Annotated in this window: 25 protein-coding genes; 12 read left to right on the top strand and 13 right to left on the bottom strand. The window is 69.9% G+C overall.

Going from position 1 to position 23,958, the window contains the following annotated elements:
• Window positions 1–33 precede the first annotated feature (33 nt).
• Both ACGFWE_RS06250 and ACGFWE_RS06255 read right to left on the bottom strand, forming a co-directional pair.
• On the bottom strand, window positions 34–291 hold the full coding sequence (locus tag ACGFWE_RS06250; RefSeq protein WP_393598258.1) for a hypothetical protein: 258 nt from the start codon (window positions 289–291) through the stop codon (window positions 34–36).
• On the bottom strand, window positions 278–544 hold the full coding sequence (locus ACGFWE_RS06255) for a DUF6400 family protein (protein WP_352381000.1): 267 nt from the start codon (window positions 542–544) through the stop codon (window positions 278–280). The genes ACGFWE_RS06250 and ACGFWE_RS06255 overlap by 14 nt, the downstream gene beginning before the upstream one ends.
• Before the next feature lie 286 nt (window positions 545–830).
• On the opposite strand from ACGFWE_RS06255, the gene ACGFWE_RS06260 reads away from it, so the two are divergent.
• The 3 genes from ACGFWE_RS06260 to ACGFWE_RS06270 are packed head-to-tail and all read left to right on the top strand — an operon-like array spanning window position 831 to window position 3,036.
• A complete protein-coding gene (locus ACGFWE_RS06260) occupies window positions 831–1,904 on the top strand; it encodes a Rieske 2Fe-2S domain-containing protein (RefSeq protein WP_393598261.1) in 1,074 nt (357 codons plus the stop codon).
• The gene (locus tag ACGFWE_RS06265; protein ID WP_393598263.1) at window positions 1,901–2,101 is read left to right on the top strand and encodes a hypothetical protein; all 201 of its coding nucleotides are present in this window, start codon (window positions 1,901–1,903) and stop codon (window positions 2,099–2,101) included. Before ACGFWE_RS06260 ends, ACGFWE_RS06265 begins: the two co-directional genes overlap by 4 nt.
• Window positions 2,098–3,036, top strand: a complete 939-nt coding sequence (locus ACGFWE_RS06270; protein ID WP_393598264.1) for a PDR/VanB family oxidoreductase — start codon at window positions 2,098–2,100, stop codon at window positions 3,034–3,036. Before ACGFWE_RS06265 ends, ACGFWE_RS06270 begins: the two co-directional genes overlap by 4 nt.
• Here ACGFWE_RS06270 and ACGFWE_RS06275 read toward each other — a convergent pair.
• Window positions 2,951–3,805: an IclR family transcriptional regulator C-terminal domain-containing protein gene (locus tag ACGFWE_RS06275; RefSeq protein ID WP_352381007.1), complete on the bottom strand. Its 855-nt coding sequence runs from the start codon at window positions 3,803–3,805 to the stop codon at window positions 2,951–2,953. The two genes, ACGFWE_RS06270 and ACGFWE_RS06275, sit on opposite strands and share 86 nt — an antisense overlap.
• Window positions 3,806–3,950: 145 nt before the next feature.
• Between ACGFWE_RS06275 and ACGFWE_RS06280 the strand changes: the two genes are divergently transcribed.
• The 4 genes from ACGFWE_RS06280 to ACGFWE_RS06295 are packed head-to-tail and all read left to right on the top strand — an operon-like array spanning window position 3,951 to window position 7,319.
• Complete coding sequence (locus ACGFWE_RS06280; protein ID WP_393598266.1) at window positions 3,951–4,922, top strand: ABC transporter substrate-binding protein; 972 nt, start codon at window positions 3,951–3,953, stop codon at window positions 4,920–4,922.
• The gene (locus ACGFWE_RS06285; RefSeq protein WP_393598268.1) at window positions 4,919–5,692 is read left to right on the top strand and encodes an ABC transporter permease; all 774 of its coding nucleotides are present in this window, start codon (window positions 4,919–4,921) and stop codon (window positions 5,690–5,692) included. The genes ACGFWE_RS06280 and ACGFWE_RS06285 overlap by 4 nt, the downstream gene beginning before the upstream one ends.
• The gene (locus ACGFWE_RS06290; protein WP_393598270.1) at window positions 5,689–6,468 is read left to right on the top strand and encodes an ABC transporter permease; all 780 of its coding nucleotides are present in this window, start codon (window positions 5,689–5,691) and stop codon (window positions 6,466–6,468) included. Before ACGFWE_RS06285 ends, ACGFWE_RS06290 begins: the two co-directional genes overlap by 4 nt.
• Before the next feature lie 26 nt (window positions 6,469–6,494).
• Window positions 6,495–7,319: an ABC transporter ATP-binding protein gene (locus tag ACGFWE_RS06295; protein WP_352381015.1), complete on the top strand. Its 825-nt coding sequence runs from the start codon at window positions 6,495–6,497 to the stop codon at window positions 7,317–7,319.
• Here ACGFWE_RS06295 and ACGFWE_RS06300 read toward each other — a convergent pair.
• The 7 genes from ACGFWE_RS06300 to ACGFWE_RS06330 form a co-directional block, all read right to left on the bottom strand.
• Window positions 7,288–9,426: a discoidin domain-containing protein gene (locus ACGFWE_RS06300; protein ID WP_393598273.1), complete on the bottom strand. Its 2,139-nt coding sequence runs from the start codon at window positions 9,424–9,426 to the stop codon at window positions 7,288–7,290. The two genes, ACGFWE_RS06295 and ACGFWE_RS06300, sit on opposite strands and share 32 nt — an antisense overlap.
• Before the next feature lie 54 nt (window positions 9,427–9,480).
• Window positions 9,481–11,064 carry a glycoside hydrolase family 13 protein gene (locus tag ACGFWE_RS06305; RefSeq protein ID WP_393598275.1) on the bottom strand — a complete coding sequence of 528 codons (1,584 nt, stop codon included), beginning with the start codon at window positions 11,062–11,064 and terminating at the stop codon, window positions 9,481–9,483.
• 33 nt (window positions 11,065–11,097) lie between these two features.
• Window positions 11,098–11,958: a carbohydrate ABC transporter permease gene (locus tag ACGFWE_RS06310; protein ID WP_393598277.1), complete on the bottom strand. Its 861-nt coding sequence runs from the start codon at window positions 11,956–11,958 to the stop codon at window positions 11,098–11,100.
• Window positions 11,955–12,911, bottom strand: a complete 957-nt coding sequence (locus ACGFWE_RS06315; RefSeq protein WP_393598279.1) for a carbohydrate ABC transporter permease — start codon at window positions 12,909–12,911, stop codon at window positions 11,955–11,957. Before ACGFWE_RS06315 ends, ACGFWE_RS06310 begins: the two co-directional genes overlap by 4 nt.
• Window positions 12,912–12,916: 5 nt before the next feature.
• Complete coding sequence (locus ACGFWE_RS06320) at window positions 12,917–14,263, bottom strand: ABC transporter substrate-binding protein (RefSeq protein WP_393598281.1); 1,347 nt, start codon at window positions 14,261–14,263, stop codon at window positions 12,917–12,919.
• A 182-nt stretch (window positions 14,264–14,445) separates the two neighbouring features.
• Complete coding sequence (locus ACGFWE_RS06325; protein WP_352381026.1) at window positions 14,446–15,441, bottom strand: LacI family DNA-binding transcriptional regulator; 996 nt, start codon at window positions 15,439–15,441, stop codon at window positions 14,446–14,448.
• A 130-nt stretch (window positions 15,442–15,571) separates the two neighbouring features.
• Window positions 15,572–16,222: a hypothetical protein gene (locus ACGFWE_RS06330; protein WP_352381028.1), complete on the bottom strand. Its 651-nt coding sequence runs from the start codon at window positions 16,220–16,222 to the stop codon at window positions 15,572–15,574.
• A gap of 224 nt (window positions 16,223–16,446) precedes the next feature.
• Here ACGFWE_RS06330 and ACGFWE_RS06335 point away from each other — a divergent pair, with 224 nt between their 5' ends.
• Window positions 16,447–17,103 carry a helix-turn-helix transcriptional regulator gene (locus tag ACGFWE_RS06335; RefSeq protein ID WP_007386039.1) on the top strand — a complete coding sequence of 219 codons (657 nt, stop codon included), beginning with the start codon at window positions 16,447–16,449 and terminating at the stop codon, window positions 17,101–17,103.
• A gap of 32 nt (window positions 17,104–17,135) precedes the next feature.
• The gene (locus tag ACGFWE_RS06340; protein ID WP_352382499.1) at window positions 17,136–17,666 is read left to right on the top strand and encodes a toxin-antitoxin system, toxin component; all 531 of its coding nucleotides are present in this window, start codon (window positions 17,136–17,138) and stop codon (window positions 17,664–17,666) included.
• 13 nt (window positions 17,667–17,679) lie between these two features.
• Here ACGFWE_RS06340 and ACGFWE_RS06345 read toward each other — a convergent pair whose 3' ends face one another.
• The gene (locus ACGFWE_RS06345; protein ID WP_352381033.1) at window positions 17,680–18,678 is read right to left on the bottom strand and encodes an alpha/beta hydrolase; all 999 of its coding nucleotides are present in this window, start codon (window positions 18,676–18,678) and stop codon (window positions 17,680–17,682) included.
• Window positions 18,679–18,921: 243 nt separating this feature from the next.
• Between ACGFWE_RS06345 and ACGFWE_RS06350 the strand changes: the two genes are divergently transcribed.
• Window positions 18,922–19,161, top strand: a complete 240-nt coding sequence (locus ACGFWE_RS06350) for a hypothetical protein (protein ID WP_057610106.1) — start codon at window positions 18,922–18,924, stop codon at window positions 19,159–19,161.
• Between the two features lie 22 nt (window positions 19,162–19,183).
• Here ACGFWE_RS06350 and ACGFWE_RS06355 read toward each other — a convergent pair whose 3' ends face one another.
• A complete protein-coding gene (locus ACGFWE_RS06355) occupies window positions 19,184–19,864 on the bottom strand; it encodes a 4'-phosphopantetheinyl transferase (RefSeq protein WP_393598285.1) in 681 nt (226 codons plus the stop codon).
• Window positions 19,861–20,721, bottom strand: a complete 861-nt coding sequence (locus ACGFWE_RS06360) for a metallophosphoesterase family protein (protein ID WP_393598287.1) — start codon at window positions 20,719–20,721, stop codon at window positions 19,861–19,863. Before ACGFWE_RS06360 ends, ACGFWE_RS06355 begins: the two co-directional genes overlap by 4 nt.
• A gap of 263 nt (window positions 20,722–20,984) precedes the next feature.
• Here ACGFWE_RS06360 and ACGFWE_RS06365 point away from each other — a divergent pair, with 263 nt between their 5' ends.
• Window positions 20,985–22,121 (top strand): ATP-grasp domain-containing protein, encoded by a 1,137-nt coding sequence (locus ACGFWE_RS06365; RefSeq protein ID WP_352381039.1) that lies wholly within the window; start codon window positions 20,985–20,987, stop codon window positions 22,119–22,121.
• 146 nt (window positions 22,122–22,267) lie between these two features.
• Window positions 22,268–23,947, top strand: coding sequence for a carbohydrate binding domain-containing protein (locus ACGFWE_RS06370; protein WP_393598289.1), 1,680 nt, complete (start codon window positions 22,268–22,270; stop codon window positions 23,945–23,947).
• Window positions 23,948–23,958 lie beyond the last annotated feature (11 nt).

The following is a 23,958-nucleotide window of genomic DNA, read 5'->3' on the forward strand; positions in this document are numbered from 1 at the left end:
CTCACTGGCCGCGACCGACGGCGCCACTGATGATCACATGCGTCGCAGGCCGCTGGTGATGCGCTCCCATCGGGAGCGGGTGGCACCGAAGTGGGTCTCATGTGTCCAGATGTGGGTGCACGACCGGCACTGGAGGTGGAGCAGGCTGCCCATGTGGGACAGCAGGTAGCGCCAGTGCTCGGAACAGGTGCGCCCCTGCTCGCAGGTGGCGCACCCGCGACGGTCGTCGCAGTTCGGGCAGGCCACCCAGGCGCGGCGCCCGATGTCCGCCTGCGGGTCAAGCGGCAGCATCGCCGCCGCCTCTCCGCGGCAGCACGCCGGCCGAGACCAGCTCGTCGTACACGCGCTGTTGCTCCGCGCTCAGGCCGGAATACAGCAGCTCGTACGCCGCTTCCTCACCGCGCAGCGCGGCGACGGGATCCCAGTCGGGGCCGAGAGCGTCCAGGACATGAGCGCGCCGGAGCAGTTCATGTGAGCTCAGGTCGATGTCCAGGTCGACCGTCGGGAGCGGGTCGCCTGGAACGGCGCGGCCATGAGAGGACATGGGACCGAACGTAGGCAAGCGTTTCTCGCCCCGGCAAGAGCAGGTGGGAGAAGTCACAGCAGGCCCGCGCCCTCGGGGGACGTCCGGTGGCGACCTGTACATGCCAGGTGGGCGGCCACAGGGGCCGCTCCCTCCCACGATCAGGAAGTGATGTCACTCCCCCAGACGAGCACCCGTCCTGAACAGGCATTTCCCCTGGCCCCTTCCGTGGGGCGGAAGGGGTATTGCGGTGTCGCAACACCCTTCCGGACGATGTCGTCATCACCCAACGACGGGAGCCGCAGTCATGCCACACACGACGAGTTTCGCCAGGAACCAGTGGTACGTCGCCGCCTACAGCCACGAGGTGGGCCGCGAGGAGTTGCTCGGCCGGACGATCCTCGGTGAACCGCTCGTCTTCTACCGGACCGAGGAGGACGGCACGCCCGTCGCCCTCGCCGACCGGTGTGTGCACCGCCGGTTCCCGCTGCACGAGAAGCCGAGCCGGCTCGACGGCGACCGGATCGTGTGCGGGTACCACGGGTTCACGTACGACACCACGGGCACCTGTGTGTACGTGCCGGGCCAGAAGCGCGTACCGCGCACCGCGCGCGTCGCCTCCTACCCCGTCGTCGAGCTGGACTCCCTGATCTGGGTGTGGATCGGCGACCCCGCGCTCGCCGACGCCGACACCATCCCGCGCGCCAGGCACCTCGACTCCCCCGGCTGGGTCACCGTCCGCGGCATGGAGCCGATCGACGCCGACTACGGCCTGCTCGTCGACAACCTGCTCGACCTGTCCCACGAGACCTATCTGCACGGCGGTTACATCGGCACCCCCGAGGTCGCCGAGACGCCGATCACCACGGAGGTCGACGAGGGCGCCGGCATCGTACGGGTGAGCCGGCACATGGACGACGCCGCGTGCCCGCCGTTCTACGCGAAGTCCACCGGCCTCGAGGGCCGGATCACGCGCTGGCAGGACATCGAGTACCACGCGCCCTGCCTCTATCTGCTGCACAGCCGGATCGCCCCGGTCGGCGTGCTCCCCGAGGCCGACGGCAGCGACCCGAACGGCTTCCACACGGAGATCACGTACGCCATCACGCCGTCGAGCGACGGTCACGTGTACGACTTCTGGATGGTCTCGCGCGACTGGGCGACCGAGGACGCCGAGGTCACCGAGTTCCTGCGGGGCAACAACCACACCGTCGTCATGCAGGACGTCGACGCGCTCAACCTGCTGCAGAAGACGCTCGGCACCGAGCGCACCGGCTACCAGGAGCTGAGCATCAACATCGACACCGGTGGTCTCGCCGCCCGCCGTATCCTCGCCCGTCTCGTCGAGGAGGGCGACAAGCCCGTGGAGAAGGTCCTGTGAGTGCCGGAGCCACCGGGGAGATCTACCGCATCGACTGGCTGCCGGGCACCGACGTCCTGCACGGCACCTGTCACTGCGGCCGCGAACACACCTCGCAGGACCCGATCGAGATGTGGGAGTGGATGCTCGCCCACCCGAACGGGCATGCCCCGCAAGGACACGAGCCCCCGCACGAGTCGCAAGGAAACAGCTCATGAGTGACGCGTACGAAGCCGAACTCGTCGTCGACCGCAGGGACCCGGCGGCCGACGGCGTGCTCGCCCTCACACTGCGCCACCCGCTGGGCGAGCAGCTTCCGGAGTGGGAGCCGGGCGCCCACATCGACGTGGTGCTCGGCCCCGGCCTGGAGCGGCAGTACTCCCTCTGCGGCGACCCGGCCGACCGTACCGCCTGGCGGATCGCCGTCCTCCGCGAGCCCGCCGGGCGCGGCGGATCCGCCCATGTGCACGGGCAGTTGAGGCAGGGCGACAAGGTCCGCGTGCGCGGGCCGCGCAACCACTTCAGCCTGCGGCCCGCGCCCCGTTACCGGTTCATCGCGGGCGGCATCGGCATCACCCCGATCCTGCCCATGCTCGCGGCGGCGGAGGCCGAGGGCGCCGAGTGGACCCTGCTGTACGGCGGGCGGACGCGCGAATCCATGGCGTTCACCGAGGAGTTGAGCCGCTATGGCGATCGCGTCACCGTCGCTCCCCAGGACGAGACCGGTCTCCTGGACCTCGCCTCGGTGCTGGACGGAGTTCCCGAGGGCACCCTCGTCTACTGCTGCGGGCCCGGTCCGCTGCTCGACGCGGTGGAGGCGCGCTGCCCGGCCGGACTGCTGCACGTGGAGCGGTTCGCGCCGAAGGAGCAACTGGAGGGCGAGAACACGGAGTTCGAGGTCGAGCTGGCACAGACGGGCACGACGGTCACCGTCGCTCCGGACGTCTCGGTGCTGGACGCCGTGCGTGCTTCCGGCGTCGAGGTGCTGTTCTCCTGCACGGAGGGCACCTGCGGCACCTGTGAGACCGACGTCCTCGACGGCATCCCGGACCACCGGGACTCGGTGCTCACGGACGAGGAGCGGGAGGCCGGGGAGACGATGATGATCTGTGTGTCCCGGTGCCGGGGGAAGAAGCTGGTACTGGACCTGTAGCCATCCGGAGGTCGGCCTCGATGCCGGCCACGGTCTCCAGCAGCGGCGGCAGCAGATCCCTCCGTACCGCGGCGAGTGTCGTACGCCCCGCCTGCACGGGGATGTTGACCGCCGCCACCACCTCGCCGCCCCGGTCCCGCACCGGGGCGGCGATCGAGCGCAGCCCCTCCTCCAGCTCCTGGTCGACGAGCGCGTATCCCTGCCTGCGCACCCGCTCCAGCTCGGTCCGCAGCAGCGCGGCGGAGTCGATCGTGCGAGCGGTCAGCGGAGTCAACTCGACCCGGGCCAGGCGCACTTCGACCTCCTCCTCCGGCAGGTGCGCGAGCATCACCCGTCCGACCGAGGTGACATGGGCCGGGAAGCGGGTGCCCACGGTGATCGCCGCGCTCATGATCCGGCGCGCGGGCACCCGGGCCACGTACACGATGTCGTCGCCGTCGAGCACGCACAGGGACGACGACTCCCTTGCCCTCTCGACGAGTTGCTCCAGATGCGGTTCGGCGATCTGGGCCAGCGAGAAGCTCGACAGGTAGGAGTAGCCGAGTTCCAGGACGCGCGGGGTGAGCCGGTAGGTGCGGCCGTCGGCGCGGACGTATCCGAGATCGGCCAGGGTCAGCAGGAAACGGCGGGCCGCCGCGCGGGTCAGTCCGCAGGCGCGGGCGACCTCACTGAGGGTCAGTTCCCGGTGGTCGGCGTCGAAGGAGCGGAGCACGGCGAGGCCGCGCTCCAGGGAGCGGACGAAGTGAGGGGCGCGGTCTGCGTCGGGCATCGTCGCCTCCAATGAGCGAATGTCAACAATATTGTCAACCAAAGGTGTTGACCCGACCCCCGCGAGCCCCATACCTTTCGCGCTGAGCACCACTGTGCGGTCTGTGCACAGCCTGTCGGAACAACAAGTCTGCACAGGAGGAGCCATGCGTCGTCTGCTCGTCGCCCTCGCGGCCGGAGCGTTACTGGTCACCGCGTCGGCCTGTGGTTCGTCCGGCGACTCGGGGGGACCGGACTCGGGATCGTCGTCCGGCGGCACCACCACCGTCAAGCTCGGCCTCATTCCGATCGTCGATGTCGCGCCGATCTATCTGGGCCAGAAGAAGGGCTTCTACGACAAGCACGGCCTGAAGCTGGAGATATCGAACGCGTCCGGCGGCGCGGCGATCGTGCCCGGGGTCGCCAGCGGGCAGTTCCAGTTCGGCTTCTCCAATGTCACCTCCCTGCTGATCGCCCAGTCGTCCGGGGTGCCGATCAAGGCGGTCTCCAACGGCATCGCCTCAACGGGTGTGCAGGGCAAGGACTTTGCGGCCATCGCGGTGAAGAAGGGCAGCTCGATCACGTCCGCGAAGGACCTGGAGGGCAAGAAGGTCGCCATCAACACGCTGAAGAACATCAACGAGTCCGCGGTGCGCGAGTCGGTCCGCAAGGCCGGCGGCGATCCGGACAAGGTGAAGTTCGTGGAGCTGGCCTTCGACCAGATGTCGGCCGCTCTCGACGGCGGTCAGGTCGACGCGGCCTGCGCGGTCGAGCCCGCGCTCGCCACCATCAAGAGCCAGGGCGGCCAGGTGATCGCCTCCCCGCTGGTGGACGTGGCCAAGGACACCACGGTCGCCATGTACTTCACCTCGACGCGGTACCGGCAGCAGAACGCCGACGTGGTGAAGAAGTTCCAGGAGGCCACCGCCGAGTCCCTGGCCTACGCGGACGCCCACCCGGACGAGGCACGCCGGATCATCACCACCTACACCAAGATCCCGGCGTCGGTGCTGGCGCAGGTGACCCTGCCGAAGTGGCCGGCCGAGCCGAACAAGGAGTCCATCGAGGCGCTGGCGAAGCTGGGCGAGGGTGACGGGTTCTTCAAGAAGACCCCCGACGTCGACGCGCTGCTTCCGTGAGGTTCCAGAACGCGGCGCTGGGCGCCGCCGGGCTCGCGGCGTTCCTCGCCCTGGGCGAGGCGGTGCCGCGGCTCGGCCTGGTCAAGGAGGCCTACTTCCCGCCGACCAGCCGGATCGCGCGCGCCTTCGCCGACGAGCTCTCCGACGGCACCTTCTGGACGGCGCTCGGCGACACCCTCACCGGCTGGGCTCTGGGCCTGGCCATCGCCGCCTCGGCGGGGATCGTCATCGGCGTGATCGTATCGGTCGTGCCGTATCTGCGCGAGGCGACGGCCTCGACGATCGAGTTCCTGCGCCCGATCCCCTCGGTCGCCCTCATCCCGCTGGCGGTGCTGCTGTACGGCAGCGAATTGCGCTCGGTGCTGCTGCTCGTCGTGTACGCGAGCTTCTGGCAGGTCCTCCTCCAGACGCTCTACGGCGTCCAGGACGTCGACCCCGTCGCCGAGGAGACGGCACGCTCGTACGGTCTCGGCACCTGGGCGCGGATCCGGCACGTCCTGTGGCCGACCGCGCTGCCGTATGTGATGACCGGGGTCCGGCTGGCCGCGGCCGTCGCACTGATCCTGGCCATCACCGGTGAACTGGTCATCGGGGCACCGGGGTTGGGCGCCAGGATCGCGGTGGCGCAGAACTCGCAGGCGGTCCCGGAGATGTACGCGCTGATCGTCGTGACCGGCCTTCTGGGGCTGCTCATCAACGTCGGCGCGCGTACCGTGGAGCGACGGGCGCTGGCCTGGCACCAGTCGGTGCGCGGGGAGGTGGCGGTGTGAAGCGGCTCGCTCTGCGGCTCTTCTTCGTGCTCGCGCTGCCCGCGCTGCTGGTCATGGTCTGGTGGCTGGCGTCGGACGGCAGCACCAACGTCTTCTGGCCGCCGCTGCGCACGATCCTGAAGACCTTCCCCGACGTGTGGACCGCCGACCGCCTGCGCGACGACGTCCTGCCCAGTATCTGGCGCCTGATGGCCGGTTACGCGCTGGCGGCCGTCGTCGGGGTCGCCGTCGGCACGGTCATCGGCTCCTACCGGCGGGTGCGGGCGGTGTGCGAACCAGTCCTGGAGTTCCTGCGGGCGGTCCCCCCGCCGGTCCTGATCCCGGTCATCATGCTGTTCGCGGGCATCGGCGACACCATGAAGGTCACCGTCATCGCGAGCGGCTGCGTCTGGCCGATCCTGCTCAACACCGTCGAGGGCGTGCGCGCGGTCGACCCGGTGATGCTGGAGACGGCCCGCTCCTACGGCATCACCGGCCCCTCGCGGCTGCGCAACCTGGTGCTGCCCTCGGCCGGCCCGCAGATCTTCGCGGGCCTGCGCCAGGCGCTGTCCATCGGCATCATCCTGATGGTCATCAGCGAGATGTTCGCGGCCAGCAACGGCATCGGCTTCACCATCGTCCAGTTCCAGCGCAGTTTCGCGGTGCCCGACATGTGGACCGGCATCCTCGTCCTCGGTCTGCTCGGGTTCGCCCTCTCCGTCGTCTTCCAACTGGTCGAGCGGCGGGTCCTCGCCTGGTACCACGGCCTGCGCGCCTCGGCCCGGCGGTCCCCGTGAATCACCCGAACGTGAAAGGGCGGTCCATGCACCCGCTTCTCGACGTGTCCGGCCTGAACAAGGTCTACGAGGGGTCAGGCCGCCGCGTGGAGGCGGTCCGCGACCTCACCTTCACCGTCGACACGGGCGAACTCGTGTGTCTCGTCGGCCCCTCGGGCTGCGGCAAGACGACCCTGCTGAAGTGCATGGGCGGCCTGCTCACACCGACGGCCGGCGAAGTCCACCTGTCAGGACGGAAGGTGACCGGTCCGCCGCCCGGGATGGCCTTCGTCTTCCAGGAGTACGGCCGCAGCCTCTTTCCCTGGATGCGCGTCGCCGACAATGTCGAACTGCCCCTGAAACAGAAGAGCTTGACCAAGTCACGACGCCGCGAGCTGGTCGCCGACGCACTGGAGTCGGTGGACCTGTCGGACGCCGCCTCGGCGTACCCCTGGCAGCTCTCCGGCGGGATGCAGCAGCGTGTCGCGATCGCCCGCGCACTCGCCTACGAGCCCGAAGTCCTCCTGATGGACGAGCCGTTCGCGGCCGTGGACGCCCAGACCCGGGCCGACCTGGAGGATCTCGTACGGCGGCTGTGGCGGGAGCGCGGCATCACGATCCTGTTCGTCACCCACGACATCGACGAGGCCGTGTACCTGGGCGAACGCGTGATCGTGCTGTCCGCCTCCCCCACGGTCGTACAGGAGCAGCTGAAGGTCGATCTGCCGGACGAGCGGGACCAGATCCACACGCGGGTGGCCCCGCGCTTCGCCGAACTGCGCACCCATGTGTACGAGCAGATCCAGGCGGCCAAGCGCGGGGCAGTGCGGGAGGCTCCGGTCACGGAGTCCGATACGCCTCCACTTCACTGAACTGCCCGGCGGGCCAGCCGGTGTTGGCGCTCACCGACAGGCGCAGGTACCGCACACTGGTGCCGGGCAGCGTGACGGTGGCCGTGTTGCCGGTCGCCGGGTCGAAGCGGTAGCCCTGTGCGCCGGCGACGGTGGTGTAGGTGCTGCCGTCGGTGCTGCCCAGTACGGTGACGGTCTGGGTACGGGCCTGCCAGGCGCTCTGCGGAGGCAGCTTCAGCACCAGCCTGCGCACCGGCTCGGCCGATCCCAGGTCCACCGTCCAGGACTGCGGGAACGCGTTGTTGGCGGACTCCCAGTAGCTGTTCGCGTCGCCGTCGACCGCCTTGCCGGGCGTGTAGACGTCCTGGGAGCCGCTCGCGGTGGCCGGGCGGCCCTTGGCGAGGTTGCGGTTCGGGTCCGGGTCGGGGTTGCCCTGTCCCGGCTGCGGCCAGGTCGAGCAGTCCGACCAGGTGCTGCTCCAGCCGGAGTTGCCGCCGCCGTCGGTGAGGGCGAAGGTGCCGGAGCTCGCCGGGTAGGGGCAGTTGTAGACGCCTGCCGCACCCACCGAAGTCGCCGTGACATCGCGGAAGGTCACGGCGCCCTGGGCCTCCGCCTGCACGACGACCGTGCCGGTGTTGCGGACGGTCGCGCCGGACACGGTGACGTTCCGGACCGGATAGCCCTGTCCCCCGCCGGAGACGAACTCGAAGGCGCTGTACGGGCTGTCGGTGATGGTCGTGTTGGTGATGTTCACCGTGGCATTGATGGCACTGTCGTACGAGTCGACCCGCAGCGCCCCCATCGGGTGGTTCCAGTTGGGGTTCATCGCGCCGGTGCGGACGAGGGTGTTGCCGTCGACCGTGATGGTGCCGGCCAGCGGGAAGAAGGGGTCGAGGAACTTCTGGTTGGAGATCGCGATGCCGCTGCCGAGGGCGTTGGTGTCGGAGACCAGGTTGTTCCGCACCGCGAGGTCGGTGCCGCCGTAGATCGCGATGCCGTTGGCGAGGTTCGGCTGGGTGATGGTGTTGTTCTCGAAGCTGCTGTTCGTGTCCGGCGCGTACAGCGACCACATGGCGAGCGCGTCGTCGCCCTGGTTGCGCAGGAAGTTGTTGCGGACGCGCACTCCGCGGGCGTTGCCGTTGAGGTTGAGGCCGTCGGCCGTCATGTCGAGGAAGCGGTTGTTCTCCACGACCAGGTTGTCGTTGCTACCCGTCAGCCAGAGGCCGACCTTCAGGTGCTGGAGCCACATGCCGGACACCGAACTCCCGCGTCCCAGCGAGCCGTTGACGAAGTTGTCCGGGCTGGAGTCAACGCGCTCGGTGACCTCGCCGACGACCGCGAAGTCCTTGATGTGGACGTTCCCCGAAGAGCTGGACTGGTCGATGAAGCGGGAGGAGTGCACGACCGAGTGCCAGCTTCCGGCGCCCTGGAGAGTGACGTTCTGGACGCCGCCGAGGGCGGAGGTCAGCCGGTAGTCGCCCGGCGGGATCCAGACCACTCCACCTTGGGCGGCGGAGATCGCGTCCCGGAAGGCCTGGGTGGAGTCACCGTTCCCGGTGGGGTCGGCGCCCTTGGAGGTGACGGACACGGACCCGGCGGGCTGACCCGCGGCCGCCGCGACCTGCTCGAAGTCGGCCACGTCGACGGTGACCTGGGTACCGGTCGACTCGAAGGCGACCTTGTCACCGGCCTGGACGTCCCGGCCGAGCAGGAGGCGGGCGTTGTCGAAGAAGTGGTGCGTCCTGGCGCCGGGTATCCAACTGGTGTCGACGTAGGAGTACTTGGAGGTCACAGGGAGCGGCTTCGCGAGCCTGGTGCCGTTGACGTAGACGTTCAACGTGCCCGACTGGCCGTCGGGGACGCTGTAGGCGACGTTCACCGCGTTGGCGGCGCGCGGCACGGTGAACTCGACGCGCTGGCCCGAGCCGAGCCGTACCGCCTGCCGCCCGGACGCCTCCGAGGCGAGCGTGCCCTGCGTGTAGTCGGGGCCGATCCTCGTGCCGGTCGTGGTGGCGGACTCGGCTTCCACCGAGGTGAAGGGCAGGGTGGCGCCAGCGGCCGCGTGGGCGGTGGGCGCGGTGGCGGTGAGGAGGCCGGTGGTGAGGGCCACAGTGATGGCTACTGACATGCTCCTGACAGATCTGTGCATGTGCTGATCCCTTCGTGTGGGGGTGTGGCGGTCTCAGCCGTGCAGCCAGACCGCCGTGTCCTTCGGCAGTCGGCCCCGCGGGTCCAAGGGACCGCTGGCGAGCAGCAGTTGGGTGTGTGAGGGGATGTCGGCCGGGCTGTCGGCGAGATTCACCACGCACAGGGAGCCCTGCGCACGGGTGAAGACGAGGACGCCCTCGGGTGCGGGCAGCCAGGTGAGCGGGCCGTCGCCGAAGACCGGCCGGATCCGGACGGCTTCCCGGTACAGGCTGAGCATCGACCCGGGGTCCAGGGCCTGCCGGTCGGCCGCGTACGAGGCCCAGTCGGCGGGCTGCGGCAGCCAGGGCTCGCCCCCGAAACCGGCGTGCGGCTCCCCGGCCGCCCACGGCAGCGGCACCCGGCACCCGTCCCGCCCGGGGTCCGTGCCGCCGGAGCGGAAGTGCATCGGGTCCTCGATGCGGTCGCGCGGGATGTCCGCCTCGGGCAGGCCGAGTTCCTCGCCCTGGTAGACGTAGACGGCTCCGGGCAGGGCGAGTGTGAGCAGGGCCGCCGCCCGGGCGCGCCGGGTGCCGAGGGCCAGGTCGGTCGGGGTTCCGAAGGCCTTGGCCGCGAAGTCGAAGCCGGTGTCCGTACGGCCGTAGCGGGTGACCGTGCGGGTGATGTCGTGGTTGCACAGCACCCAGGTGGCGGGGGCGCCGACCGGGGCGTGCTCGGCGAGGGTCGTGTCGATCGAGGTGCGAAGGCGCCCGGCCTCCCAAGGGCACGTCAGGAAGGAGAAATTGAAGGCGGTGTGCAGCTCGTCCGGGCGCAGGTAGCGGGCGAAGCGCTCGGTGTCCGGGAGCCAGACCTCGCCGACGAAGACGGCGTCGTACTCGTCGGCGACGGCCCGCCAGGAGCGGTAGATGTCGTGGAGTTCGTCGCGGTCGACGAAGGGGTGCGGGTCGGGGTGGAGAGCGAGGTCGGGCAGTTCGGGGTCCTTGGCGAGCAGGGCGGCCGAGTCGATGCGGACACCCGCCACTCCCCCTTCGAACCAGAAGCGCAGGACGTCTTCGTGCTCCTGGCGGACGGCCGGGTGGGCCCAGTTGAGGTCGGGCTGCTGCGGGGTGAACAGATGCAGATACCAGTCGCCGTCGGGCAGCCGCGTCCACACGGGCTCGGCCGAGCCGACGAACTGCGACGGCCAGTCGTTGGGCGGGAGTTCACCCTGCTCACCGCGTCCGGGCCGGAAGTGGAACAGCTCGCGTTCGGGGCTGCCGGGGCCTGCCCGCAGCGCGGCCCGGAACCAGGGGTGCTGGTCGGAGACATGGTTGGGCACGATGTCGACGATCGTGCGGATGCCCAGCTCCCGTGCCTCCGCGATGAGCTTCTCCGCCTCGGCGAGGGTGCCGAAGGCCGGGTCGATCGCGCGGTAGTCGGCGACGTCGTAGCCGCCGTCCTTCATCGGGGAGAGGTACCAGGGGCTGAACCACAGGGCGTCCACGCCGAGTTCGGCGAGATACGGCAGCCTGGCGCGGACTCCGGCGAGATCGCCGGTGCCGTCCCCGTCGCCGTCGGCGAAGCTGCGGACGTAGACCTGGTAGATGACGGCGGAGCGCCACCACTCGGTGGGCTGTCCCACTGGGGGTTCCCTTCTGTTGGCGGACGGACGGTGTCAGCCCTTCGTGCTGCCCGCGCCGATCCCGGCGACGATGTGCCGCTGGAAGACGAGGAACAGGGCGACCATCGGGATGCTGGCGATCACCATCGCGGCGATGAGCACGGTCAGTTGGATGTTCTGCGACAACTGGACGAGGGCCACGCTGATGGGCTGCTTGTCGGTGTCGGAGAAGACCATCAGCGGCCACAGGAAGTCCTGCCAGACGGCGACCAGGGCGAAGATCGACACCACCCCGAGGACCGGCCGCGACATGGGCAGCACGATCGACCACAGGGTGCGCAGCCTTCCGGCGCCGTCGATCTCGGCGGCCTCCAGCACATCGCGCGGGAGCTGGTCGAAGAACCGCTTGAGCAGGTACAGGTTGAAGGCGTTGGCGACGGCCGGCAGCCAGATGGCCAGGGGGTCGTTCAGCAGGCCCAGGTCCGCCACGGTCAGGTATTTCGGTACGACCAGGGCCTGGGCCGGGACCATCAGTGTGGCGAGGATGCCGCCGAGGACCACCTTGCCGAAGAGGGGCCTGAGCCGGGACAGGGCGTAGGCGGCGGCCGTGCACAGGACCAGCTGGAACGCCCAGGCGCCGGCGGCCTGGACGACGGTGTTCCACAGGTGCTGCGGGAGCTGCATGAGGTCCCAGGCGTCGGTGTAGCCGTCGAGGTGCCACCGCTCGGGGACGAGGGTGGGCGGCGTACGCGTCACCTCGTCCGGCGACTTCATCGCCCCGGTGACCATCCAGTAGACGGGGAAGAGGAACGCGAGCGCGAAGAGCACGACGACGGTGGTGAAGACGGTCCAGTACAGGGCTCTGCCGCGCGGGCGGGCGAGCGTCGCCGGGGAGACCAGGGTGCGGGTGCTCATGCGGGATCCCCCTGCGCCGACCGGGTCAGCCGCAGGTACACGGCCGAGAAGGCGCCCAGCAGCACCAGGAGCATCACGCTCAGGGCGCAGGCGCCGCCGAAGTCGTTGTAGAGGAAGGCGTACTTGTAGATCAGGTAGAGGACGGTGACCGTGGCGTTCTCCGGACCGCCACCGGTGATCACGAACGGCTCGGTGAACACCTGCATGGTCGCGATGATCTGAAGGAGCATCAGCATGAGGATGACGAACCGGGTCTGAGGGACCGTCACGTATCGGATGCGCTGGAGGAGGCCGGCGCCGTCCAGTTCGGCGGCCTCGTACAGCCCGCCGGGGATGGACTGGAGGGCGGCCAGGTAGATCAGGACGGTACCGCCCAGGTTGGCCCAGGTCGCCACGATCACCAGGGAGACGAGCGCGGTGTCGGCGCCGTTGGACCAGTTCGAGGTGGGCAGGTGCACAAGGCGCAGCACCTCGTTGGCAAGGCCGGCTCCGGGATCGTAGAACCACTTCCAGAGCAGGGCGCTGACCACCGGAGGGATCATGACGGGCAGGTAGACGACCACCCGGAAGAACGCCTTCGCGTGTCTGAGCTCATTGAGCACCAGCGCCATGACGAAGGGGATCGCGAAGCCGATGAGCAGGGCCAGCAGGGTGAAAGTGAGGGTGTTGCGCCAGGCGGCGGTGAACTCCGGGTCGTGCCAGACGCGGGTGAAGTTGGCGGTGCCGACCCATTCCGGCTCGGAGCCCGGCGTGTACTTCTGGAAGGCGATCACGACGGCGCGGATCGCCGGGTACCAGGAGAAGAGCGCGAAGCAGAGCAGTCCGCCGAGGAGGAAGCCGTAGGCGCCCACCTGGTCGGCGAGGCGGCGCCGCCTCCGGTCCCCTGCGGGAGGCGGCGCCTGGATCGGGGGTGCGGCGATGGCCGCGCGGGGCGGGCTGTCCACCGTCTTCATGGGGGTCAGCTCCGGGCCAGGATGCCGTCGATCTTGGTCGAGGCGTCCTTGAGGAGCTGGTCGATGTCGGCGTCCTTCTTGGTGAGGACGGCGGAGACGGCGCTGTCGAGGACGGAGTAGATCTGCTGGGCGTTCGGCGGCTCGATCTTCATCCGCAGGCTCTGGTTGCCGTCGAGGAAGGCCTGGTAGTTCTCCACGGGCACATTGGCGTTGGCCTTCTTGACCTGCTGGTCCTTGGCGTCGGCGGCGCCGGTGAACAGGCGCGGCTCCGGCAGGCCGACCGGGGCGTCGGCCTTCTTGGCGCGGGCGTAGTCGCCGAGGAAGCCGGCGCCGGGGGTGAGGAACATGTGGTCGAGCCATTGCAGGCCGGCCCTGATCTGGTCGGGGCTCGCCTTCTTGTTGACCATGTAGCCGTCGCCGCCGATGAGCGTGCCCTTGCCGCCGGGCATGGGGGCGAGGGCGAGGTCCTTGTAGTTGCCGCCCTTCTCCTTGACCAGGATCGGGATGTTGTCCGGGGCGGAGAGGTACATGCCGAGCTTGCCCGAACCCATCATCTGCTGGACGTCGTTGATGACGAGCAGCTGCTTGCTGCCCATGGAAGCGTCGGTCCAGCGCATGTCGTGGAGGTTCTGCAGGACCGCGTGGCCCTCGGGGGTGTCGACGGTGGCCTTCTTGCCGTCGGCGCTGACGACGTCGCCGCCCTGGGAGTACAGCTCGGCCGTGAAGTGCCAGCCGCCCTGGTTCTGGGCGCTGTAGTCGGCGTATCCGACGGTGCCGTCACCGAGTGCGGCGATCTTCTTGGCGTCCGCGCGCAACTCCTCCCAGGTGGACGGGGGTTGCTCGGGGTCGAGGCCGGCCTTCTCGAAGAGTTTCTTGTTGTAGATCAGGCCCATCGAGTAGCCGGTGCGCGGGATGCCGTAGATCTTCCCGTCGACGGTGTAGATGTCGCGGAGTTGCTGCTGGAGGGTGCCGTAGCTCTTCAACTCCTTGACGTACGGGGTGAGATCGGCGGCCTGGTTGATGTCCACGACGTGGTTGGCGTCGGTGAAGTACGTGTAGAAGACGTCCTCCATCTGCCCGCCGGCGAGCTTGGCGTCGAAGGTCTTGGGGTCCTGGCAGGGGAAGGCGTCGTGCGCGACGACGTCGATGTCCGGGTGCTGCTTCTCGAAGGACGCGATGTCCTGCTCGAAGAACCGCCGGTCGACCTTGGCGCTCTTGGGCGGCATGCAGTTGACGGTGATGCGGGTCTTGCCGCTCGCCGTGTCGTCGCCCGATCCGCAGGCGGAGACGACCAGGGCAAGCGAACAGACACTGAGCGCGGCGACGGTACGGCGGTACCCGGTGCTTCTCATCGGTGGACCCCTCGTGGGCAGGAGCGGTGGGCGCCGCACACTCAAGCACCGCCGACAACTGTCCGCAAGATGTCGCGCAGAATTTGAAATTATTCGACAGAGCGATGAGGGAGAGAGTCGATCACAGGCCGCGCCGACAGCCGCCATGGGCTACGGCTGCGAGCCCTGGTGGACAGGGCCGTTCAGTCGCGAGGCGCTTGCGCGGTGGACCCCCGGACCACCAGCTCGGGTTCGAAGAGCAGCTCCTCGGGCGGTACGGCACTGCCCCCGATCTGCGCGTTCAGCAGCTCCACGGCGGCTCGACCCATGGCCTCGATGGGCTGGCGGACGGTGGTCAGCGGGGGTTCGGTGCAGTTCATCAGGGCGGAGTCGTCGTAGCCGACGACCGACACCTGGCCTGGCACGTCGAGGCCCTTGCGGCGGGCGGCCCGGATGGCGCCGAGCGCGAGGGGGTCGCTGGCGCAGATGAAGCCGGTGACCCCGCGGTCGATGAGCCGGGCGGCCGCCGCGTGCCCGCCCTCGATGGAGAACATGGCCCGCGCGACCCGCTCGTCGGGCAGCTCACCGAGCCCCTGTGCGGCGGCGAGCTTCCGCGCCGACGGGATGTGGTCCGCGGGTCCCAGCACGAGCCCGATCCGCTCGTGGCCCAGGGAGGCGAGATGCCGCCAGGCCTGTTCGACGGCGACCGCGTCGTCGCAGGAGACGCCCGGGAAACCGAGGTCGTCGATGGACGCGTTGACCAGCACCACCGGGATGTTCCGGTCGGCGAGCCGCCGGTAGTGGTCGTGGGGCGCGTCCGCCTGGGCGTAGAGCCCGCCGGCGAAGACGACACCGGAGACCTGCTGCTGCAGCAGAAGATCCACGTAATCGGCCTCGGACACCCCGCCCTTGGTCTGCGTGCACAGCACCGGTGTCAGCCCGAGCTGGGCCAGGGCACCGCCGATGACCTCGGCGAACGCCGGGAAGATCGGGTTCTGGAGCTCCGGCAGCACCAGCCCCACGAGCCGGGCCCGCTCCCCGCGCAACTGGGTGGGCCGCTCGTACCCGAGCACGTCCAGCGCGGACAGCACGGCCTGCCGGGTGCCCTCGGAGACCCCCGGTTTGCCGTTGAGCACCCGGCTGACCGTGGCCTCACTGACCCCGACCTTCTTGGCAACCTCGGCAAGTCGTCGCGTCATGCGCGCAAGAATAGCGCAAGAAATGCAAGTGGCTTGCGTAATACGAGAGTGCCCAGGCGGCGTCAGTGACTCAAAGCGTCGGTGACTACTGACCAGGCGCCGTCGGCGACCTGAACGCCGACGGTGCCCGTCAGGCCTCGGGGGTGGGCACCACCGTGAGGTGGGCCGCCGTGCGCCGCGGGCGGCGCCTGGCGGGAGTCGGGCGCAGCACCAGCGTCAGACGCGTGTAGCCCAGGTCGCGCAAGGTGCGGGGGGTCTCGTCGACGACCCGGCAGTCGGTGGCGCCCCAACGGGGGTCGGGGTGCACCAGGGGGCGTACGGAGCCGTCGTGCTCCACGGCCTGTTCGCCGACCGCGCGGATCCAGTGCGGCAGCCCGTGCCGGTAGGCGGCGTCCATGATCGGGTCCTGGGCGATGTCCCGGCGGATCGCCTGGATGGCGTGGTCGTGGCCGTGCCGCTCCACCGCGGCCGCGAAATGCGCGAGCATCGGCAGACACCACCGCGACTCGTGCTCGCCGAGGACGCTGCCGGCGTCGGGATGGAAGAGGACGAACCGGAGGAAGTTGTCCCCCGGCATGGCCGTCGGATGCGGACCCACGGCACGGAAAAGTGACGCGAAAGCGGTGTTGGCGAGAACGACGTCCCAGCGGTGGTCGAGGACGACGGACGGGAAAGCGACGGCTTCCAGGAGCGTGGCGTAGTCCTGAAGGTATGCCTGGGCTTCGAGCCCCTCGGGGACGGGCCGCAGTTCCGACCGCTGCCCACCTGCCTGATATGCCATCGGGAGGTCACCCCTCTTGCCTATGCGGCCTTCACGCGGCGCCTTGATCCTGCTTCTCCGGAACAAGTCGTGTCAACTATCGTGGCATTCCGTGGCGGTTGACGGCTGAAATTGGCCACAGTTGTGGCGACACCTGGATGTGAGTTCGAACAACGGGCTACTCTCCGGGAAGTTCACGGCGACCGCCTGTGAGAAGTCGGGTGAGAGACGTAGGAGATCTGTCGGTGTCGGATGGCTTCGAGAGCCCGGACGACGCGGCAACGGTCGTGCTGACGGCCGTCGTCGCCCGCGTCACCGCACTCGCCGACCGGCTCGGCGTGCCGCACGCGCAGGTCTTCGACACCGGCCGGCTGTCCGTCGCCTCCGGCGTCCCCGAACCCGTGGTCAAGGCCCTGCTGAGCGGGCGCCCGGCGGGTGAACCCGACGTCCAGGCGCGGTTCCTGCAGCGGCTCGACCTGTTGCGCCGCACCCGGCTGAAGCCCAACGGGCGCAAGTACACCCAGCAGGAGATCGCCGACGGCGCGGGCATGTCCCGGCAGCAGGCGGGCGCCCTCATCAACGGCGACCGGCGCCCCACCATGGAGCACTGCGACGCCATCCAGCGGTTCTTCCGCGTGCACGCCGGATTCCTCACGGCGGAGGACCCCGAGGCGCTCGCGGGTGCCCTCCAGCACACCGAACAGGAGCTCCTGCACAAACTCGCCGACCGTGAGCGGGAGGCCGCGGCGGCCGCCCGCGACCCGCTGGAGCGGCTGCTGCAGGACCACGGCGTCCGCGGGATCGCCTGGCGGGCCGCGCAGCTGCCCACCGACCAGCACCGTGACAAGGTCGCCGAGTGGCTGGACATGCTCCTGGAGAGCGTCAAGCGGCCCGAGTCCTGATCCGGGAGACAACTGTGGGCATCGGTAAGCACATGCGCCGCCTGAGCGGCGAGTTGGTGGCGGAGCTGGAACTCGACGCCCCGGCACGGCCCGAGGACCTCTACGGCGCCCTGTGCGACGCGATGAGCAGACGCCGGGGCCGCCCGGTCCACTTCCGTACGGCGCCCTTCCCGCCCGGCACGGCCAGCGGGCTGTGGCTCGACATGGCCGACCAGGACCTGGTCGTGATCGAGGAACGCACCGCGCCGGACCACCAGTTGGTCATCCTCGGCCACGAGCTGTGGCACATGAACGCGGGCCACTGCTCCCACCACGTCGAGGGTGCCGCGGTCGCCGCCCGCCTCCTCCACGACGACGCCGACCTCCAGGCCACGGTCCGCAAGGTCGCCGCCCGCAGCCGCTTCGACCTCGACGACGAGCGGGAGGCGGAGAGCTTCGGGCTGCTGCTGGCCAGCAAGTGCCGGACGTGGCTCGCGGGTTCGCCGCTGCGCGGGCCGGCGCAGCGGGACCATCTGGCGGGGCGGATCGAGGTGTCGCTGGGGTATCTGGGGCCGCAGAGCTGAGAGTTCGCGAAGGTCACGTCGCGCTGCGCTCGCCGGCCTCCCTCAGCACGCTCCCCGGACCGCCCTCACGCAACAGCTCCCTCCAGTGGTCCCTGCTCCAGTCCGCCGGGGCCGTGGTGGCGGTGAACTCCTCGACCAGGGAGACGAAACGGGCGGGGTCGGTGTGGAAGGGGAAGTGTCCCGCGCCCTCGAAGATCTCCAGACGGCTGCCGGGCATCGCCTCGTGCGCCCCGAAGGCGTGCCGCACGGGCACCACGCTGTCCCGGTCGCCCCACAGCAGCAGGGTCGGCATGCCCTCGGTGAGATAGCAGCGGTCGAGCATGGTGACGACCTGTCCGCGCCAGTCGACGACCGCGCGCAGGGTGCGGATGAAGGCGTTGCGGGAGGTCTCGTCGGGGAGCGCGTCGACGAGCTTCAGCAGGTCCGGGGCGTCCTGGCCGAGGTCGGTGTCCAGGAGCCTCATCAGCCGGATCGCGAGGCCCAGTTGGAGCCGCATGCCGGGCAGCCGCAGCGAGGACAGCATGAGGTGGGCGCCGGGCAGGGACACCAGCCGCAGCACGGGGTTGACCTCACGGCCCACACCGCCCGCACTGACCAGGATGAGCCGCTCGGTGCGCTCGGGGAACTGGTAGGCGAACTGCATGGCCACTCCCCCGCCCAGCGAGTGCCCGACCAGGGTGGCCGACTCGATGCCGAGGGTGGTGAGCAGATCACGCACGCCGTTGGCGTACGCGGCCACCGAGTAGTCGGCGCGCGGCTTGTCGGAGTCGCCATGGCCGAGCAGGTCGGGGGCGATCACGGTGTGGGTGCGGGCGAGGTCGGGAATGAGTTCGGCCCAGGTCGCCGAGGAGTCGCCGATGCCGTGGATGAGGACGAGCGGCGGTCCCTCACCCGCCATGCGGAAGGCACGGCGGTATCCGTGCACCATGCGGTGCCGCAACTCCAGTTCGCCGTCGCCGACCGAGCGCAGCCGGACGGTGCGCGCCGGGCGTCGCCGCGGGTCGTCGACCATGTGCTCGCCTCCCGTTCTCCTGGCCGCGGATCAAGACGGCCGAAAGCCCTTCCTCCCAGCGTAGGGCCGCTTTCCGCACGGTGATTTCGGTGAGGTTTCGCCTCCGCTAAGCGGGCGAACGAAGGGGCGCGGAAGCCGGATTGTCAGTGGGGGACGGCAAGCTGGAGATGCACGCCCGTGCGGGGTGCGACCGACGTGCCCCGTCCGGGGGTGCGACCGACGCCGACTTGGGGAGAGCCGCCGATGCCCACCGCCGTACTGACCGACCGTGAGCGCACCGCCGTCCAGGCGTATCTGCGGCTGCTGCACACGGTCCGAGCCGCCTTCGACACCGCGGCCGGCCCACCCGACACCGCCCGGCCGCCGGTCGTCCCGCCGGCGGTCCTCGCCGAGGCCGAACAGGCCTTGGCGGACGCGGGCCTCGCGGGCAACGAGGAGGCCTTCTTCAGGCTGCTGCAGAGCTGGTGTCCGCCGGAGTCCTAGACGTACGAGCCGCGCCGTGCGCTCAGGCGTGCGGCACGGTCACCGACGTCGCCACCAGGCCGGGCCGGACCGTCCAGCGGCCCTCGAAGACGCCGCGCCGCTCGCCGCCCACCAGGGGGCCGGGGACGAGGAGTTCGGCTCGCAGAGCGCCACCGGCGGGCTGTGCGGGGTCGACCAGGATCTCTATGTCGGCCTCGGAGAAGTCCAGCCACTTGCCGGTGAGCGGGAACCACGCCTTGTAGACGGACTCCTTGGCGCTGAACAGCAGCCGGTCCCAGTGGACCAGGGGGTGCGCCCGGGCGAGTTCCCGCAGCCGGACCCGCTCCCCCGGCAGGGAGACGCTCTCCAGCACGTCCTCCGGGAGCGGCCCGTGGGGTTCGGCGTCGATGCCGAGGGAGGCGAGGTCGGCGGCGCGGACCAGGGCGGCGGCGCAGTATCCGTCGCAGTGGCTCATGCTGCCGGTGAGTCCGGCCGGCCACCGCGGGGCGCCGCGTTCCCCGGGCAGCACCGGCTGCGGCGGCACCCCGAGCTTCTCCATGGCACTGCGGGCGCAGGCCCGCACCACGGCGAACTCACGGCGGCGCTTGGGGACGGCGAGCGCGACGAGCGCGGCTTCCTCGGGGTACAGCGCGGCGTTCTCCGGCTCGTCGTGGCCGTGGACCTCGACGGCCACCACCGAGTCCGGCAGGAGTTCCTCGATCACAGCGCGCCGACCTCCCCGGGCACGATCCGGCGCAGCCGTCCCGGCGGCTCGGCCCGCTTGCGCCACTCCCGCGGATAGCCCACCGACACCTCCTCGAAGCGGACGCCCTCGTGCCAGGTGGTCCGCGGGATGTGCAGATGGCCGTAGACCATGGTCTCGACGCGGAACCTGCGGTGCCAGTCGGCGGTCAGCGTGGTGCCGCACCACATCGCGAACTCGGGGTACCACAGGACGTCCGTCGGGTGCCGGTCCAGCGGGTAGTGGTTGACCAGGACCGTGGGCAGGTCGTCGGGGAGCGCGGCGAGCCTGCGCTCGGTCTCGGCGACCCGGGCCCGGCACCAGGCCTCGCGGGACGGGTAGGGGTCGGGGTGCAGCAGGAACTCGTCGTTGCAGACGACGCCGGTGCCGTGCGCGTACTCCAGGCCCTGCTCCTTGGTGGTGCAGCCGGCGGGCAGGAAGGAGTAGTCGTACAGCAGGAACAGCGGGGCGACGGCGACGGGGCCGCCGGGGCCGTTCCAGACCGGGTAGGGGTCCTCGGGGGTGAGGACGCCGAGCTCCCGGCACATCTCGACGAGGTGCTCGTAGCGGGCGACCCCGCGCAGCGTGACGGTGTCCTTCGGATGGGTCCACAGTTCGTGGTTGCCGGGGGCCCAGACGACCTGGCGGAAGCGGCCGGCGAGGGTCTCGAGGGCCCAGCGGACGTCGGCGACGGTCTCGGCGACGTCACCGGCCACCAGGAGCCAGTCGTCGTCGGTGCCCGGGCGCATCTCCTCGACGAGCCGGCGGTTCTCGGGATAGCCGATGTGCAGGTCGCTGACGGCCAGAAGCTGTGCCGCGTCACCGGCCGTAGACGTCACCTCTCGCCCCCTCCGAGCACCCGAATGGGACCACGAGAACACATTTGTTTTCCCGGTACAAGAGCGGGCCGGGGGGGTGGCGCTTCATGATCGGGAATTCCGTAACACGGGCGTTGCACGCTCGGCCCCTTGAAAGCCGTATGATCGCCCCAACACCACCGCACGTACCTCCCTTCGCAAGGGGCGGTTTGGTGTCCCTCCAATCACCCTGCCCGGGCACGGGCCCGCTTCGCCCTGCCCGAAAACCCCGAAAGGCGGCCTGAATGCACTCTCGCGTACGCGTCTGGCTCAACCGCACGTACGCGGAGAACGTGTTCTTCATGGATCAGCTGCGGAGAAATCCCAGCGACAGAGCCGTCGAGATCCATGCGACGCACGCGGACGCCGACTCACCCGTGCTGGCGGCGGCCGACACCGCCGAGCTGGAGCCGGAGGGGCTGTCCCCCGCCGCCTACGTCGAGTACGCGCTCGACCAGTGCCACAAGCGGGGCATCGACGTGTTCGTGCCCCGGCTGCACCAGGCGGCGATCGTCGCCCACCGCGCCGACTTCGCCGCGCTCGGTACGGCGCTGCTCGCGCCGCCGCCGGAGGCCGTCGCCGTCTTCCACGACAAGGTGATCGCCTACGAGGCGGTCCAGGCGGTCGGTGTTCCGGTGCCGCCGTGGTGGCGGGTGCGGACCGCGGACGAGCTGGTCACAGCCGTCGAGAAGCTGGAGGCCGACGGCCACAAGGCCTGCTTCAAGCCCGCGTCCGGCGCTGGCGGGGTGGGCTTCCGGATCATCACGCGCGCCCCCTTCTCGCTCGCGCAGCTCAACGGATTCCCGGGCCCGTACGTGTCCCTCGACATGGTCGTCGAGGCGCTGGAGCAGTCCGGGGAGCAGGTGGACTGGCTGGTCATGCCGCGCCTCGAGCAGCCGGAGGTGTCCGTGGACACGCTCACCGGGCCGGACAACCGGGTGCGGCTGGCGATCGGCCGCACGAAGAACGGGCGGCGTCGCGGGTTCACGCAGGACGAGCAGTGGCTGGAGCCTGCGCGGCTGGTCGCCGAGGGGTTCGGGCTGCACTATCTCTCCAACATCCAGTTCCGGATGCTGGACGACCGGCCGGTGCTGATGGATGTGAACACGCGCCCGGCGGGCGGGTTGCACCAGCTGTCCCTGTGCGGGGTCAACGTGCCGTGGGCCGCGGTGCAGTTGGCGCTCGGGGAGGACACCGGAGTGATCGAGCCGCCGTTCCTGGGACAGGACTACACGGTGGTGTCGGGGGTTCGGCAGCTGCGGCCGGTGACGATTCCGGGCCAGCGGGAGATTTCCGAGCCGTTGCCCGCGGTGCCCGCGCCTGCTGTTGCGACCGCTGAGCCCGTTGTCGTTCAGACGGCGGGTCAGGCCCTGCCGCTCTAGGTGCCCCTCACCCCCACCGGTATGGACCAATCCTGCCGCTCATCTTGACAGGCCGATTGGTCCATACCAACTTGGTTGCGCACCCCGCTGCACTCCCCCGCAGCTCTCTGCACTCCCGAACACCCCCATTTCTTCAGGGAGATCGCGTGCGCAACCCACTCAGACGTTCCAGACTCGTCGCCCTCCTCGGCTCCGCCGCACTGGCATTCGTCGGTGCCCTCGCTCTGCCCGGCACGGCTCAGGCGGCCAACATCCTGACCAACTCCGGCTTCGAATCGGGCAGTCTCTCCCCCTGGACCTGCACCGGAAACCTCGGTTCGGTCGTCTCCTCTCCCGTCCACGGGGGCTCCAAGGCCCTTCAGGGCGCGGTGAGTTCGAGCGACAACGCCCAGTGCAGCCAGACCGTCGCCGTCCAGCCGAACACGACGTACTCGCTCAGCGGCTGGGTCCGCGGTTCCTACGTCTACCTCGGCGTGAACGGCGGCGCCTCCACCTGGACGAGCTCCCCGTCGGCGTACAGCCAGCTGACCACGAGCTTCACCACCGGCGCCGCGCAGACCAGCGCCACGATCTACGTCCACGGCTGGTACGCCCAGGGCACCTACTACGCCGACGACATCAGCCTCGACGGGCCCGGCGGCGGGGGCGGTTCGGACACCCAGGCGCCGAGCGCGCCGACCGGGCTCGCCTCCACGGGCAAGACGTCGTCCAGCGTGTCCCTGAAGTGGAACGCCTCGACGGACAACGTGGGCGTCACGGCCTACGACATCTACAGCGGCTCCAACAACGTCCTCGCCGTCTCCGGTACGTCCGCCACCGTCAGCGGTCTCTCGCCCAGCACGGCGTACACCTTCACCGTCAAGGCGCGCGACGCGGCCGGGAACACCTCCGGGGCCTCCAACTCGGTGAGTGTCACGACCGACGCGGGCGGCGGGGGCGGCACCGGCTTCAAGCAGGCGGCGCCGTATCTGTACGAGGGCTGGGGCGATCCGCCGAACCCGAGCACGGTGATGAGCGCGACCGGCGTCAAGTGGTTCACGATGGCGTTCGTGCTGGACTCCGGTGGCTGCAACCCCGCCTGGGACGGCAGCCGGCCGCTGACCGGCGGTGTCGACCAGAGTGCCATCAACCAGATCCGTGCCGCCGGCGGTGACATCGTGCCGTCGTTCGGCGGCTGGCAGGGCAGCAAGCTCGGTGCCAACTGCTCCTCCGCGAGCGCGCTGGCGGCCGCCCTCCAGAAGGTGATCGACGCCTACTCGCTCAAGGCGATCGACATGGACATCGAGAACAGCGACGAGTTCGAGAACGAGGCCGTGCAGGCGAGGATCCTGACCGCGCTGAAGACGGTCAAGGCCAACAACCCGGGCCTGAAGACCATCGTCACCTTCGGCACCTCGACCACCGGCCCGACCTACTACGGCAACCGGCTCATCGAGCAGGCGCAGTCGCTGGGCGCGAACATCGACGTCTTCACCATCATGCCGTTCGACTTCGGCGGCGGCTCCGACATGTACGGCAGCACCGTGAACGCCACGGAGGGGCTGAAGGCCAAGCTGAAGTCCACCTTCGGCTGGGACGACGCCACCGCGTACGCCCACATCGGCATCTCCGGCATGAACGGCCTCTCCGACCAGCAGGAGAACACGACCCCGGCGATCTGGACCCAGATCCGCGACTGGGCGAACTCCCATCACCTCGCCCGGCTCGCCTTCTGGTCGGTCAACCGCGACCGGCCGTGCCCGGGCGGCGGAGTCGTCAGCAACTGCTCCGGCATCAGCCAGAGCACCTGGCAGTTCACCTCGATCACGGCCGGCTTCACCGGCTGAGCCCGCTCCCT

It is taken from the genome of Streptomyces sp. NPDC048523, assembly GCF_043199815.1.
Lineage (GTDB): Bacteria > Actinomycetota > Actinomycetes > Streptomycetales > Streptomycetaceae > Streptomyces.